Source organism: Flagellimonas sp. CMM7 (assembly GCF_021390195.1).
In the GTDB taxonomy this organism is placed as follows: domain Bacteria; phylum Bacteroidota; class Bacteroidia; order Flavobacteriales; family Flavobacteriaceae; genus Flagellimonas.
Window position 1 is genome coordinate 2,804,106 of sequence record NZ_CP090003.1, and the last position, 15,036, is coordinate 2,819,141.

At 35.8% G+C, this 15,036-nt stretch carries 12 protein-coding genes; 2 read left to right on the top strand and 10 right to left on the bottom strand.

Annotation, left to right across the window (positions count from 1 at the left end; genetic code table 11):
- Nucleotides 1-3 precede the first annotated feature (3 nt).
- Nucleotides 4-933: a citrulline utilization hydrolase CtlX gene (gene ctlX, locus LV704_RS12770; RefSeq protein WP_163423553.1), complete on the top strand. Its 930-nt coding sequence runs from the start codon at nucleotides 4-6 to the stop codon at nucleotides 931-933.
- Between the two features lie 62 nt (nucleotides 934-995).
- On the opposite strand, the gene LV704_RS12775 is transcribed toward ctlX, so the two are convergent.
- The 10 genes from LV704_RS12775 to LV704_RS12820 all read right to left on the bottom strand — a co-directional run bounded on the left by LV704_RS12775 (nucleotide 996) and on the right by LV704_RS12820 (nucleotide 13,142).
- The gene (locus LV704_RS12775; RefSeq protein ID WP_163423552.1) at nucleotides 996-2,783 is read right to left on the bottom strand and encodes a hypothetical protein; all 1,788 of its coding nucleotides are present in this window, start codon (nucleotides 2,781-2,783) and stop codon (nucleotides 996-998) included.
- A 2-nt stretch (nucleotides 2,784-2,785) separates the two neighbouring features.
- Nucleotides 2,786-3,964: a DUF4249 domain-containing protein gene (locus tag LV704_RS12780; RefSeq protein ID WP_163423551.1), complete on the bottom strand. Its 1,179-nt coding sequence runs from the start codon at nucleotides 3,962-3,964 to the stop codon at nucleotides 2,786-2,788.
- A gap of 21 nt (nucleotides 3,965-3,985) precedes the next feature.
- Complete coding sequence (locus LV704_RS12785) at nucleotides 3,986-6,751, bottom strand: TonB-dependent receptor (RefSeq protein ID WP_163423550.1); 2,766 nt, start codon at nucleotides 6,749-6,751, stop codon at nucleotides 3,986-3,988.
- Entirely contained in the window at nucleotides 6,748-7,506 is a 759-nt protein-coding gene (locus LV704_RS12790; RefSeq protein WP_163423549.1) for a hypothetical protein, read from the bottom strand. The genes LV704_RS12785 and LV704_RS12790 overlap by 4 nt, the downstream gene beginning before the upstream one ends.
- 310 nt (nucleotides 7,507-7,816) lie before the next feature.
- Entirely contained in the window at nucleotides 7,817-8,725 is a 909-nt protein-coding gene (locus LV704_RS12795; protein WP_163423548.1) for a hypothetical protein, read from the bottom strand.
- A gap of 65 nt (nucleotides 8,726-8,790) precedes the next feature.
- Nucleotides 8,791-10,281: a carboxypeptidase-like regulatory domain-containing protein gene (locus LV704_RS12800; protein ID WP_163423547.1), complete on the bottom strand. Its 1,491-nt coding sequence runs from the start codon at nucleotides 10,279-10,281 to the stop codon at nucleotides 8,791-8,793.
- A gap of 116 nt (nucleotides 10,282-10,397) precedes the next feature.
- Entirely contained in the window at nucleotides 10,398-11,822 is a 1,425-nt protein-coding gene (locus LV704_RS12805; RefSeq protein ID WP_163423546.1) for an SDR family oxidoreductase, read from the bottom strand.
- Entirely contained in the window at nucleotides 11,819-12,337 is a 519-nt protein-coding gene (locus LV704_RS12810) for a DUF1648 domain-containing protein (protein ID WP_163423545.1), read from the bottom strand. Before LV704_RS12810 ends, LV704_RS12805 begins: the two co-directional genes overlap by 4 nt.
- Nucleotides 12,334-12,759, bottom strand: coding sequence for a hypothetical protein (locus tag LV704_RS12815; RefSeq protein ID WP_163423544.1), 426 nt, complete (start codon nucleotides 12,757-12,759; stop codon nucleotides 12,334-12,336). Before LV704_RS12815 ends, LV704_RS12810 begins: the two co-directional genes overlap by 4 nt.
- An 11-nt stretch (nucleotides 12,760-12,770) precedes the next feature.
- The gene (locus LV704_RS12820) at nucleotides 12,771-13,142 is read right to left on the bottom strand and encodes an MmcQ/YjbR family DNA-binding protein (RefSeq protein WP_163423543.1); all 372 of its coding nucleotides are present in this window, start codon (nucleotides 13,140-13,142) and stop codon (nucleotides 12,771-12,773) included.
- A gap of 115 nt (nucleotides 13,143-13,257) precedes the next feature.
- Between LV704_RS12820 and argS the strand changes: the two genes are divergently transcribed.
- Entirely contained in the window at nucleotides 13,258-15,036 is a 1,779-nt protein-coding gene (gene argS / locus LV704_RS12825) for an arginine--tRNA ligase (RefSeq protein ID WP_163423542.1), read from the top strand.

Consider the following 15,036-nt stretch of genomic DNA (forward strand, 5'->3'; position numbering starts at 1 on the left):
TCAATGCAAGTAACAAATACCATTTTAATGATCAGGCCTGTCAATTTCAGGAAGAACGAGCAGACGGCCGTTAACAATTACTTTCAAGAAGATTTAAGTATAAAAAATGACGAAATCAACAAGAAAGCTCAAAATGAGTTTGACGATTTTGTAACCAAACTCAGAAATCACGGAGTCAATGTTATTGTGGTTGATGATAAAAAAGAAACTGACACTCCAGATTCCATATTTCCAAATAATTGGATTTCCTTTCATGAAAGTGGGACAGTGTGCGTGTATCCCATGTTTGCGGAAAATCGAAGAAAGGAACGTAGAGAAGATATTTTTGATATTTTGGAAGGACATGGTTTTCGTATAGATAATATTGTAGATTATACTGCAGCAGAAGAGGAAGACGTTTTTTTGGAAGGAACAGGTAGTATTTTAAAAGATCGAGTAAATCAAAAGGCGTATTGTGCGTTGTCAGAGAGGGCTCATGAAGAACTTTTTATTGAGTTCTGTGAAGATTTTGATTGTTTTCCTGTAATATTTACTGCAAACCAAACCGTAGAGGGTAAACGATTGCCCATCTACCACACCAATGTTATGATGGCTATGGGCGAGACCTTTGCCGTTATCTGTTTGGATACCATAGATGATAAAAAGGAGCGAAAGAATGTAGTAGATCAGCTTAAAAAAGATGGTAGGGAAATCATTTCTATTACCGAGGAGCAGATGTACCAATTTGCTGGTAATATGCTTCAGGTTATAGGAGCAAATGACGAGCGCTTTATGGTGATGAGTTCAGCAGCATATAATAGTTTGGATGAGGCTAGGGTAGCGGCTATTGAAAAGCATTGTAAAATTATCCATAGCCCTTTGAATACTATTGAAACCTGTGGAGGAGGAAGTGCCCGTTGTATGATGGCAGAAGTCTTCTTACCAAAAAAGTGATTGTACCCTTGCCAGGGTTCTATTATTATTTTGATGCTTTTTGTAACGAATTGTAAAAAAAATCAGTTTACAGAAATCACTTTTCTTGTTGAGATTGGTTCGCCAGAGGCTGTGAATCCTTCTAGGCAGATTTCATAATTTCCACTAACATCGGAAGTGAAAAAATCTATCACTGTTTTGTTGCCCTTCAATTCTAGATTTGGTTCCCATAGTAATTGATATCTAAAATCTAATATTCTATCTGTATCAGGCTTGGTTTCCTCAGTGTATTTTTGATTAAAGTATTTTTTTATTGGTAGTGGCTTAAATAAATCAAAATTAACCCTATGGTCTCCATTATATGGAGAAACAAAATCCCCGTCAATGGTTTCAATATCGATTACTCCTTGGAAAATTTTTGAACCAAGAACATATTTATCTCTTAAAAAACTGATACTTCTTACGTTTCTTGCATTGTATCCCAAAAGGTGGTCATGATTCTGAACCGGAATACCGTCAACAACTACCAAAGGTGAAAAATCAGGTTTAATGTAAAAATCATAATCATTCTCTTTAACTTGAAAGGTATATTCACCCTTCCCAATTCTTTTGGACCAGACCAATTCTATTACCTCAACCAAGGTTTCTCTAATTGTTGAAAAACGAGTGTAGTCATCTAAGATGTAGGTGTTCATAATATCTTTATAAACAGGAATAACGGTAGGTGTAGGCTTTAAGGAATCTGGTTTTATGGAAAAGTAACTGTTTTCAATCTGATTATGGACACTTCTTTCAACAATCATATCTCTCATTTCGGGTGTTATCTCGAATCTATTGAATGTTAAACCTGAATAATCCATAGGACTATCAGAATCCAGTTTTATCGTATACTTCTGTCGAGCTTCCCCTAAAACCTGCACAAATGCTTTGGTTCCATTATAAGCTTTTTCTAAACTCACTAAAAAGACGCCGTTTTTGTCCGTAGTAACAACTTTTAAATCATATCCATTTTTCTCTGGAATGGACAGAGCAATGTTTACATTATCAACAGGGCTTATAGTATCTTTTGGTAAAACCTTGCCTGAGATAAGCTCGCCTCTAAATTCAGGAAGATAAATGTGATTTTTTACTTTCTCTTTCTTACTCTGAAGAGAACGGAACGCTTTTGAAGTAAGCATTAAAGGTTTTTCAATAGTATCTATATTTCTTACAGAAAGGGAGTATGTGCCACCGGAATACGTCTTTGTAACATCTTCAAGTTTTAAGGAAACCTTTGACCTTTTTTTGAATGTATTTTGATCGACACTTATTTTTATACCTTCGTTATTTGCTTTCGTTGCTGATTGTGTTTTACTGTTTAGTAAACTTCTTGAACTGTTACTGCTGACAATGCTAGAATCCTTCAGTATTACTTTTTGATCGTTTTGATAGGGATTGATTATGGCGATTTCTCCTTGAAAAAAATTGTTTTTACTTCCATTTTTCATCCATTGCGTATAACCGATAAGTTTATAATTTCCAGATTTTACTGTAGTTGGAATAAAAAAATCTCCTTGTCCAGAACTGTTTTCTAAACGGACTTTATGTCTGAACACGGACTCTTTATCCTCGCCCACCAGTTCTATGTATACAATTTTACTTAGGTTGCTTAAACCGTTGTTGTCTGAATTGAGATTATACACTTTATAGTATAAATATTCTCCAGTAAACAGTAAAGTACTGTTATAGTGAATAAAAACCTTTTCTTGGTGAATATTTAAATAATCTATATCCTCTGAGTTATCCAGCTTTGCCGATTGTGCAAATATGCAGAGTGTCCCCGTAAAAAGAATAAAGGTGAAAATTAGGATATGTTTTTTTATTAACTCCATTATCAATCTATCCAAAAGTCGGGAATTGTGCTACTTCCAAGTACAGTGCAATCGCCACAGATTCTGGGCACCAGTTTATAAATACCTTCTGAAGCATCTGCAGGCTCATGCGGTCCGGTATATTTTGAGACATTGAACCTAATGGCACCAAACAGCTCACCAAGAATTGGGGTCGTAATTCTACAATCATCAGGATAAGTGGGTACAAGATCTTCTGGAAAAAAATCTTCGTGATTAAAAAATATTCTCTCTGTATCTACGGACGATACATCAAAAAAACCAATCACTTTTTCTTTGGGGTCATTCTGAGAAGTTATATTCCCATTAAAAAACCCTGGTTGATTTTCAGAGAAAATGCTCTCTAATCCAGAAAATTCATTGAGGGTAGTGTAAAAAGAATGGGCTTCTCTTGATATTACATACTGTCTTACCAAAATACTATATCGATGTCCAATGATATAGTCAAACCTATCAAGAAAACGAACGGGAAAACGTGTTAGTCGATCTTCCGAGAACCCCGTGGTATTTCCCAAAATAATATTTAGCGAGTTCACAGTATTGTAGCATACCTGTTCTTCTCTGGGCCTTGGTACAAGCTCATAAATGTCCGGGTTTTCTGAAATTGCCACTAAATCTTGTGGATTCCATCGTGGCGCAACAATCTTATACGTTTCCTCATAATCATACCTATAGTATTGTGATTCGCCTTGTGGGTCAAACGTATCTACTAAAATAGCAACACCCTCCACATTTTGGTCATTATTCTCCACTGAGGCATACAAGTTATCTATTGAGGTGTCTTTAGGAAGAACTACGGGTTTGGAAATGTACGAACTCCCTTCACTGGTGGTTAAGGACAATTGATAATCTACATTTGGTTGTGCACTAAACATAGTGGTCGAAACATATCTGCCAGGGAGAGTTTCTTCAAAGGTATAATCGTTCCCCATGCTATCACCAATTGTTACTGTGGCATTACTTTCACCGCTAGCGCTTCCTTCTTCAAAACGAAAAGTGCGATTTAAATGGATGACTTGTTGTTTAAATTCATTGGTTATCAATGCATCAATCACCAGTGCACTCTCAAAATCTTCCGTGGTGGCATCAAATGGTTCAACACAACCAAAAAATGTACAATTGAGGAGCAATAAAAAGATAAAATGATAATTCTGTTTAAACATTTGTTTGTATCCTGATTGTCTTTAAAATTTGAAATTATAGGTTATTGTTGGTATTGGAATTGAAAAAATTGAACTTTTGAATGCTTTTATTTCGCCACTTTCCGTAATAAAAAAAACAGAATATGGATTATTTCTACCTAGTACATTATATATTGAAATATTCCAAAAGCTATGTGCCAGTTTCTTTAATTTGTGATTCCCCTCAACATTAAAACTTAGATCCAATCTATAATAATCTGGAATCCTGAATTTGTTTCGATCACTATAAAAAGCATAGTCTGCCCCTCTAAACGTATAACTACCTATAGGATAAGTTACTGGTCTTCCTGTCTGATAAACAAAATTGGTAGAGAGGCTAAAGCGTTTGGTGAATTTATAGTTTGCAACAAGACTTATATCATGCGGTTTGTCAAAGTTAGTGGGAAAGTATTCTCCGTTATTCACCAATTCCTCAGCAAACTCACTATCTAGTTTAATAAAAGATCTTGAGTATGTATAACCCAACCATCCATTAAGTTTTCCTCTATTTTTCCTAACCAAAAACTCTACACCATAGGCTTTTCCCTCGCCTTGCAATACTTCGGTCTCTATTGTCTCATTCAACAAAAGATCTGCACCCACTTTAAAGTCAAGATTGTTTTTGGATTTCTTAAAATAGCCCTCCAAGCTCACTTCAAAATTGCTATCATCAAAATTTTTGAACAACCCTAATGAATATTGGTTTGCACGTTGAGGTTCAATATTTAGATCAGAGAGTTTCCAGGTATCAATGGGAGAGACTGTTGTATTGTTGGATAATGTATGTATATATTGAAACGTACTATTGTATGCAGCCTTAACAGAAAAATCTTCTGCTAAAAAATATCTTCCGGAAACACGAACTTCGGGCCCAGAATAGGTTTTAATTATTTCGTTGTTGCCAAATTCAATATTGTCAACAAAAGTTCCTTCATCTAGTGGCAATCCTTCCTGATAAGTTCGCTGAGTGGATTTTCCTAATGCAAAATAAACAGAATACCTAAACCCTAAATCAAGTAATAATTTTTCATTTACTTTATAGGTGTCCGATAAGAATATTGCAGATTCTAAAGCTTTTTCCCTTGGAATACTCAAGGGCTCAACAATGGATTCAGAGCCTTCAGGGTCAATGTCTCCTGGATTTACCAAATAGAGTTTTGATGAAATTCCGTAGTTAAATTTGTGGGCGACACTATGTGAATACCTCATTTTTAACTTCAGCTCTGTTTCGTTGACCCTGTAGCCCAACCGAAAGTCAGTATCCGCATCACCATCAAAATCTATATTGAACCTATACTCACTATTTGCCAAGATTAAATCCCCCGAGTTCTTTTCATTAAACCTGTGATTCCATTTTACAGAAAACAACCTGTTGCTATAATTGTATAGAGAATCTGATGTTATACTAAAAGCATCCTTACTATAATAGCCTGTGGCCCGAATTTCATTCTTCTCATTAATTTTATGATTGTACTTTAATATGAAATCATAAAATGAAGCTTGGCTATCTTTTAAGGATTCCTCATCCAAAGATCTAAGGATCCAGTCTGAATATGAACTTCTGCCACCGACCAAGAGTCCAGATTTTTCTTTAACAATGGGTATTTGGAGTGCTATATTGTTGGTGACAGGTCCTACAGATGCTTCGCCTGCAAATTTCTCTGTATTGGCGTCCTTGTTGGTAATCTCAAAAACAGAAGACAAACGTCCCCCATATTCTGCAGGAATACTTCCTTTGTAAATTTTAAGGTCTTCTGCGGTAAAAGGATTTAACGCTTGGAAAATGCCGAAAAAATGAGTTGGATTATATATTACGGCATCATCCATGAGAACCAGGTTTTGATCTGCGTTTCCGCCTCTTACATTAAAACCAGTAGCTCCTTCTCCTACGGTGCTGATTCCCGGTAAAGTGGTTGCAACTTTTAAAAGGTTTCGTTCTCCAAGCACAACAGGGACATTCTTGGTTTCCTCAGCTGATACTTCCGTGGTTCCCATAACGGCTTCTTCCACGTTTTTGGCCAAATCTGCACTAACCACCACTTCCTCCAATCGTTCTACACTCTCATTTAGCTGAAAATTAAGCTCCCCATCATTATATATTATAACATTCTTACGCATGGGCTGAATTCCAAGTGAACTCGTCTCAACAATATTTAACCCTGGGGGCAACTCAATTTTATAGAAGCCAGAAGCATCTGTAACAGTTCCTATCTTTCTATTCTTAGCAACAACAGAAAGATTGGGGATAGGCTCATTGGTTTTTTTATTTTGCACGTAGCCACTAAGAACAAAGCTTTTTCTTTCTGTTATATGTGCTCTGCCAATCCTAACGGTTTCCACCTCACCTCTTTCCAGAGCATCATCTCTGGTTAAAAATATTGCATTATTGACTACTGTATTTTCCGATTCCTCTACCTTGATTGATTTCTCTAGGTTTCCAAAAAAACCGGGTGGTAATTCATCATAGATGATGTTATTTTTAATCAATGCAATCTTCTTGTCTTTTAGAATGTAGAAATTGATAACCGTTCCATTAAAAACATTTTCCAGTATGTTCTGAATGGCGACATTTTCATAGTCCCCAGAAACTGTTTCAGTACCCAACCAATCTGGTGCATAGTAAAAGCGATATTCCGTTAATTCTTCTATTTCTTTTAGAACATCAACGATTGGGGCTTTTTCAAAAGTCATGGTGACCTTAATCGAGTCATTCTGGGCGATGGTCAATTCAAAACCTAGCAGTAATATTATGGTCAGAACACACCTCATTTACTATTGGAGGTGTTTAATTGATGGATTCTTTTGGCAAGAGAAACTAAATGCTGACGGTAATTTGATTTAGGAAATGTTTTCTTGGAAAATAGTTCAATCTGTTTTTTATACTCAGGAAATACTTTGATGAAGTCTTTTCTCTTGCTGATGGGGAAATAGTTGTTGTTATAAAAAAGAATGTTGAAATTTCTACTTTTAAACTCATAATAAATGGTATTCTTTCCTTTTCGTACAAACCTTTTCTTTTGATGTTTTTCCAATAGTTGAAAGTCAGGATTTTCATAAAGGACTTCATGAAAACCTGAAACATTGGAGGCTAGTGATAAACTATCATGTATATTGATAAATAATTGATTGTCAACGGTAAACCGCTCAATTTTGCTCTTTATAGGCTGTAAAAGGATAATTCTTGAACCATTTTTAAGATTTAGCACAACAAGATCTTCATCCAAATCGTACTTCATTTCTAACCCGGAATAGTAATTTTTATCATAAACGATAGAACCTGGTAGGAAGTCGGTAGTTTTATAAAACTTGTGGTATTCATTAATTACCTTATACTTTTCAATATAACCAATACCATTGTACAACGCGGTGTTCTCAACGCCCACCAACTCATCAAACCACTCATGGTAGTTATCATTGGATTTAACCTGACCGAAAACGAAAGAAAAACATGAAACATAAAACAACGGAATACACGCTATCAGCCTTTTTTCATGCAATAATTGATAAGCGTTAAAAAAAAACATGGTTGCCGTGTTAAAAATCATATCATGAATATATATTCATGTATTTGGTTGCCTTAAAAAGAGGTCAATTGTAAAAAGGTTGGTTTAAAATTAAAGATAATTATCTTTTGAAGCCCGCGGCAATTATTTATACTAACGACAAAGTAAGGAGGCAGTTTAACATGATAACATCGACAAAGCCAATTAAATCAGTAAGTTATTGAAGTGTAATGATGTTTTTTGAGGAATTGAAAATTCAAATGAACCACATAAACCCATGGTGAGTATTATGGTTAAATATGAACCATTTTGACATTTTTTAGCAGAAAAGTCACTCTTCCTTTCTGTATTGGAACATCCAGTCATAAATAGACATATCAAACGGGCTGTAATCAGCACTTTCCGTTCCTCTACCAGTATTGCTATACGTTTGTGTCCATGAGTCATGACCTATGTTGGGGTATATGGTAACTTTTGCTAAAAATAAAGGATCGTTCTCATTTATTGCTTCTACCATAGGAACCGAACCGTTTTGAGTAAAAGCACTTATGACATCGTCTTCGGCGCCATGAAAGGCCCAAACAGGTACTTTAGAAAGGTTGTCAACTTGTGATGGGTCACCTGATCCACAAATGGGGACCATGGCGGTAGCAAAGCCATCATTGCCATTTTGGCCTACATAAGACCAACAGCCTCTACCACCCATACTTAATCCGGTCAGGTAAATTCTTGTATTGTTTATTCTATAGTTGCGGAGAAGATGGCGTATGAAGCCATTAACTAAAGACGGTGACCAACTACCAGAACTTATTTGAGGTGATGCAACAATACAAGGGAATCTAGGATTCCATCGATTGGATTCAATCAAAAAAGGAGGGCCATGCACCAACACTTTTTCCAAATCGTTTGCATCTTGAAAACTATTTCCTCTTTCCCCACCTCCATGCAGAAAAACAATTAAAGGATAGTCCATGTTATCATCATCATAACCGCTGGGCGTATAAATGTAATGCCCAAGTGGTGACAATAAATCTGTAACAGGTTTAGCAATATGCTGTCCACCTTGATCTTCAGGTAAGCCTGTTAAACCTGTAAATTCGGAATCCAAAAGTATGTTAGTGGTTTCAACAACAACTTCATCATCATGAGGGCCACTTATTGGTGCAGGTAGTTTCTCATCTCCCTTTGAGCATGAAATTAAAGCGACTATAAATAGTAGTATAAATCGCTTCTTTTTCATTACAAATAGATTTAGAATTTGGTACGTCTAAAAATACAATGGAAAGGTGTCCAAAACAAATAGTATTACTCTTCTTCCACAGTAAACTCTCGAATTGCCTGGTTTGGTTCCATAATGTTGTATCCTTTCCAAAACTCTGAATTATAAGAAGATAGGTAAGTGGCTTTAACGGTTTCATCCTCTTTCAACTCTTCAAAACTTGCTTTTGGGATGGTTTTGGAGTCAAAAACTACCATTTCAAATTTTTCTGTATTGTAATTAACGATATCCAGAGCAAGCGATAATTCGTTTTGCTTTCTTCGGCCTTTTACATGTTTGTTTTTTTCAATCACTTTTAACGGACGGTCCACTCCCATTTTACGACCAAAGGTCAAGGTCATAAATTTGAGATCATATTTATCTGTTCCGTATTTGGAGAATACGGTGGTCCCGTTATATGTTTGTTCGCTATAACTAAAGCCCAATAATTTGATGCTTTTTATAGTTTTTACATTTTCATAGTCTATGCGCATAATGGCAAAATCCTCTATATTCACGAAGAGCGTGCCCTTAAAATCAGCTCTTCCTGAAGGTTCATACCCAATTACGTATACGCCTTGGTTTTCAAGTTCAGAATAACCTAAAAGCTCAAAATCATATCGGTTAAGTTTCTTGGCCACATCCAATTTTGATTTTTTTCCAAAAAACTGGGAATGTATTTCATCTAGCACATATTTTCTGTTTCCCAGAAAGTCGTTTTTCTCAGGTTTTTTTAATTCCTCTTCTATTTCTTCAGTTTCATCCTCTGCCTCCAAAATGGAATCTACCTGTACCTTTTGGCCAAAGATTCCGGATTTTATCTTTAAGTAAGAATCTGGTTTTACATTGGCTTTGAAAATGGCTTCCATCTTATCAGAAAGCGCTTCCATGGAGCCTTCATTACTTTTGTCGTACAATTCCGCAGCCTTAATCACTTCTAGTTTATTTTCTTCATCTGCACGATAAAAATCACCTAAGGTTTCGGTATAATAGGTTGCACTACGTGGAAGAATATTGATGATACTATCTATAAGTTTTTTATTCAATTCTTCAATAGTTGATTTTTTAAATTCGATATCCAGTTTCTGCATGGTATTGTAACTGGACTGCCTTAAAAAGAAACGTTGTTTTATGGGTGCTTTATTATAATTTACGTGAAGACGATCTTCTACTTTATCCATAATGTCATCAACACTTAATTCTTTGTCAAAAAGATAGACTCCACTAAGTTCTATGGCCTTAGGTACGATAATTATGATACTGTCAAGTGCCTGTTGAAACGTAATCCCAGTTTTGTTGTACCCCATACTGGACACATAAATGGAATCTAACTGCTCAACGGATTCATTCAATTCAAAACTAAAACGCCCTTCTTCATTTGTAATCACTCCTTGATTTTCACCATATTGAATAGTTGCATAAGGAATGGGTTCCTTGGTTTTACTATCAATGATTTTTGAAGAGATGGTTTGTGCAGATAGTTGAACCTCAAAGAGGTTGAAAAATATGAGCAAAGCAATAAGCTTAATAGATTGCATAGGTTAAATTTTCATGGTCCTTTAAAGAAAGACAAGTTTTTAGGCCAAAGGGTTGCTTTAGCCTGTAAGATTTGACGATTTATGGGGAAACTTGTTTCAAAGTTCGGGCCAGAATATTATGTTTTTGAAAGATTTTTGATCATTCCACCAAAAATAAAGTAGTGAAAGGGTAAAATACTGTACCAATACAATCTGCCCCTAAGTCCTTTTGGTCTAAAAGTAGCGGTCTGGTGTAAGACGTTGTGCTCATCTATTTTAAACTCTAGCCATGCTTCTCCTGGCATTCTCATTTCTGCAAAAAGCAAGAGTCGTTTCGCTTTTTTATCAGCAAGTAATACTCGCCAGAAATCAAGTGCATCTCCAGGAAATAGTTTATCTGAATGGGTACGCCCTCGACGTAATCCTGGACCGCCATTCAACTTATCCAAAAACCCACGAATTTTCCATAATCTATTGCCATAATACCAGCCTTGTTCACCTCCAATCCGCCAAATGTTTTCTAAAACTGCATTTTCATTTTTTATGGAAAGCTTTTTTTCATCTTTTAAAACCCCATACTTAGGTACTTGAATGTATTTTTCCAAATCATCACTTACTTGCCCGCTAACAATACTGTCTTTCCAACTGCTCAGCACCAAATTTTGCTCAATTTTTTTAAAGGCCATTTCAATTGCCTGCTCATATGAATGGGTTTTTATTCCCAATAGTTTCTGAAGCCTATCATCTTTGGCTACGACCTCCATTTTCATACTATCCACAAGGTTAATGGCCAATTTGTAAGATGTAGAGGTAACAAAATACAACCAATAGGATGATAACTTAGGTGTCATTATGGGAACAGTGAGTATCCAATTTTTAAAACCTCTTACTGCTGCATATTTATGAAGCATTTCTTTGTAAGTAAGCACATCTGGCCCTCCTATATCAAAGGATTCGTTGTAAGTCTTTTGGTTTTCAAGAACCCCGGTTAAAAAATTGATTATATCCCTTATGGCAATGGGTTGTGATTTTGTCAAAACCCATTTAGGTGTAATCATAAAGGGCAGTTTTTCACATAAATCCCGAATGATTTCAAAAGAAGAACTTCCTGAACCAACAATAATACCTGCGCGTAAAACAGTGAGATTAAAGTCACCTTGGTACAGAATATCTTCTACATTCTTTCTTGAGCTTAAGTGTTTGGATAATTTTTTATCATTTACAATACCACTCAAATAAATGACTTGTTTAATGTTGGTAACAGAAACATATTCATTAAAGCTTTTGGCGGTTATGGCCTCTTTTTCATCAAAATCATCAATAGAAGAAGTCATGGAATGAATAAGATAGTATGCAGCATCAATATCTTTGGGGATTTTGCTTTTGTCGATGTCATCCAAAAAATCTATTTCTACGACTTGAATTTGTTCTTTGGTCTTTTTGTCTACAGAAAGTCTTTTCTCATCGCGAACAGCGCAAATGATGTCATGCCCCAATTCTAGCAGCTGTGGCAATAAACGCATTCCAATATAACCGTTGGCACCGGTAAGGAGGATTTTCATTGTCTAGGAACCGTGAACATTTTAAAAGTATAGACAAAGGGAAGCAGTGCAATAGCTATCCAAAGTCCAATAAGGGTTTTTACATCAATAGTATCAACAGTACCATTTATCTTTAATATGAAAATTATGGTTGTAAGCAGAAAAATAATGACTGTTGTAAGGTTCATTACCGCGAGCATACGTATGCCTAAAGCGTATAGTTCTTTGGCATTTTTTTCAGTTACCTTCACTGGGTAATTCATATAATAGGGCTTCAATTTTAACGCTAAAATGCTGGTGATTAAATATAATGCTGCGCTTATGGCCGGAATAATCCAAAGGATAGATTTACTTCCAAACCCGTTAATCTCACCTTTTAAATTAAAGTGAACGGGTATGGTTTCGGGTAAATCAAAATAAAACATCAATACTACTATGAAGTTGAGGGTTACGATACCCCACCCTATTAAGATTAGCTTTTTATCAGTTGTAGTAGGCTTTACTTCAATTTTTGGTTTTTTTCGAAGGATATTCATAAATCTTCAATTGAGGTTGGGGCATTATCGGCTTTGTAATCCAAAAACTTTCTAAAATACTTTTGAATAGCTTTTGTGTCAGATTTTACTTTTATAAAATAATTGTCCTTATAAATGGAATATACAGCTAAATCCCCTTTGTATATGGTAAGCTTGTAATAAGGAATGATCAAACCGTAGGTTTCCAATAGTGATCTAAAACGGACAATGATTCCTTTTGGACGCATTTCTATGTTACAGGTATTCAGGTTGTTGTCCAGAATCAATAAATTTTGAATTTCGACACCGGTATCCGTGATAAAAAGTTTGGGAGAACCTATACCACCCAATGCAAAACGTTCTTTTAGCGTAAAGGGCTTACCAACGGCCTCATCAACTTTTTTAGTGATTTTTTTATCGGTATAAGAGACGTTAAGAAGCATAGGGGGCAGTTTTATGTGGAAGTATTTTCGTTTTCAAGTTGCGGTCGTATTGATTTAGGAAGATTGGCAACAACCAGATTGTAGGAAGTGTCCAGCCAACTAAACAACAATTCATCAGGAATACTACCATCCATAACCACTCGGCTCCAATGTTTTTTGCTAAAATAGGAAGGTTCTTCCATAGCAGGATAAGTTGCCCTTAGTTCTTCAATAGTGTCTGGATTACATTTAATGCTAAAGCTGGCGAATGTGTTTACATCCGTAGCTGTGAACATTTTACCCTTTACTTTAAATACTAAAATATTGGGCAGTTTCGAAAAAGGAATGGATTCGGTGACTCCATTTTTTGACAGGCAATATTGTCTATATACTTCTATGTTCATTTTTCTTTGAAAACCAGAATATATAAAGTTAACCAAAACAGGATGGATTAGTATGGGTCTTGTTAATTAAAGACAAAGAATTGATTAGTTTTGCACCCTTAAACGCAGCGTATAGATGAATATTCAACACGTCCTTACTACTACAGTTAAAAAAGCCACTTCTTCCATTTTTAATGTGGATTTACCCTCAGTGGAGTTTCAACCCACACGCAAAGATTTTGAAGGCGATGTTACTGTGGTTATTTTTCCCATGCTACGCTTTGTAAAAGGTAACCCTGTTGAAATTGGCACTAAGATTGGCGAGTACTTGCAAGAAAATGTAGATGAGGTTGCCAAGTTCAATGTGGTAAAGGGTTTTTTGAATGTCGTTATTAACAATGATTTCTATCTTAATTTTTTCAATGCTATTCAAGATGAAGAAAATTATGGGTATGTGAAAACCCCTTCCGCTGGCGCTACTATGGTGGAGTATTCCTCTCCAAATACCAACAAACCACTGCATTTAGGGCACATCAGAAATAATCTTTTGGGATATTCTGTTGCTGAAATTTTAAAAGCATCAGGTAAAAAGGTATATAAAACCCAAATTATTAATGATCGTGGAATTCATATCTGTAAGAGCATGTTGGCTTGGCAGAAATTTGGCGATGGTGAAACCCCAGAATCTTCAGGTTTAAAGGGAGATCATTTAGTAGGGAAATATTATGTAGCTTTTGATAAAGCATATAAAGAACAAATTTCTGAGAAGATAGCCAATGGAGTTGAAAAAGAGAAGGCTGAAAAGGAAGCGCCAATCTTACTAGAAGCCCAAGAAATGCTCAGGAAATGGGAGTCTGGTGATGAAGAGGTCGTAGCACTTTGGAAAAAAATGAACGGATGGGTATATGCCGGCTTTGATGTTACCTATAAAAATTTAGGCGTTGATTTTGATACTCTGTATTATGAGAGCAATACTTACCTTTTAGGAAGAGATGTGGTCCAAGATGGCCTAGAAAGAGGTGTTTTCTTTAAAAAGGAAGATGGCAGCGTCTGGATTGACTTAACGGATGAAGGTTTGGATGAAAAGATTGTCCTGCGTTCAGATGGAACCGCGGTGTATATGACCCAAGATATAGGAACTGCAATTCAGCGTGTAACTGATTTTCCAGATATCAATGGCATGGTTTATACTGTTGGAAACGAGCAAGACTATCATTTTAAAGTACTGTTCTTAATTCTGAAAAAACTGGGATATGATTGGGCAAAGCAATTGTATCATTTAAGTTATGGGATGGTAGACCTTCCTAGTGGAAAAATGAAGAGTAGGGAAGGTACGGTTGTAGATGCTGATGATTTAATAGAAAACATGGAAGCTACCGCAGCTAATATTTCTGAGGAATTGGGGAAATTGGATGGGTATTCCAAAGAAGAAAAACAACGATTATACAGAACCATTGGTTTAGGTGCTTTAAAGTACTACATTCTTAAGGTAGATCCTAAAAAACGTATTCTATTCAATCCCGAAGAGTCAGTAGATTTTCAAGGAAATACAGGGCCTTTTATTCAATATACGTATGCACGAATTCAATCTATTCTTCGTAAAGCAGATGGTGTTGGGTTGAGCCTAGTGGATACATCATTAGCGTTACACGAAAAAGAGAAAGAATTACTCAAGCAACTTCAGCTTTTTCCAGAAACCATTCAATTGGCGGCGGAAAACTATAGTCCAGCTTTGATTGCCAACTACACTTATGATTTGGTGAAGGAATTCAATTCATTTTATCAACAAGTATCTATTTTGGGGGAAACAGATAAACATAAAAAAATGTTTCGGGTACAGTTATCCAGAAAAGTTGGGGAAGTGATTGAATCTGCTTTTAAACTTTTAGGGATTGATGTTCCGGAACGGATGTAA

Excerpts from the sequence above, each read along its gene's own strand:
- LV704_RS12795 (WP_163423548.1), bottom strand. The coding sequence starts at position 8,725 with ATGAAAAAGAAGCGATTTATACTACTATTTATAGTCGCTTTAATTTCA.
- LV704_RS12785 (WP_163423550.1), bottom strand. The coding sequence starts at position 6,751 with ATGAGGTGTGTTCTGACCATAATATTACTGCTAGGTTTTGAATTGACC.
- LV704_RS12805 (WP_163423546.1), bottom strand. The coding sequence starts at position 11,822 with ATGAAAATCCTCCTTACCGGTGCCAACGGTTATATTGGAATGCGTTTA.
- LV704_RS12810 (WP_163423545.1), bottom strand. The coding sequence starts at position 12,337 with ATGAATATCCTTCGAAAAAAACCAAAAATTGAAGTAAAGCCTACTACA.
- LV704_RS12800 (WP_163423547.1), bottom strand. The coding sequence starts at position 10,281 with ATGCAATCTATTAAGCTTATTGCTTTGCTCATATTTTTCAACCTCTTT.
- LV704_RS12820 (WP_163423543.1), bottom strand. The coding sequence starts at position 13,142 with ATGAACATAGAAGTATATAGACAATATTGCCTGTCAAAAAATGGAGTC.
- LV704_RS12780 (WP_163423551.1), bottom strand. The coding sequence starts at position 3,964 with ATGTTTAAACAGAATTATCATTTTATCTTTTTATTGCTCCTCAATTGT.
- ctlX (WP_163423553.1), top strand. The coding sequence starts at position 4 with ATGCAAGTAACAAATACCATTTTAATGATCAGGCCTGTCAATTTCAGG.
- LV704_RS12775 (WP_163423552.1), bottom strand. The coding sequence starts at position 2,783 with ATGGAGTTAATAAAAAAACATATCCTAATTTTCACCTTTATTCTTTTT.
- argS (WP_163423542.1), top strand. The coding sequence starts at position 13,258 with ATGAATATTCAACACGTCCTTACTACTACAGTTAAAAAAGCCACTTCT.
- LV704_RS12790 (WP_163423549.1), bottom strand. The coding sequence starts at position 7,506 with ATGTTTTTTTTTAACGCTTATCAATTATTGCATGAAAAAAGGCTGATA.
- LV704_RS12815 (WP_163423544.1), bottom strand. The coding sequence starts at position 12,759 with ATGCTTCTTAACGTCTCTTATACCGATAAAAAAATCACTAAAAAAGTT.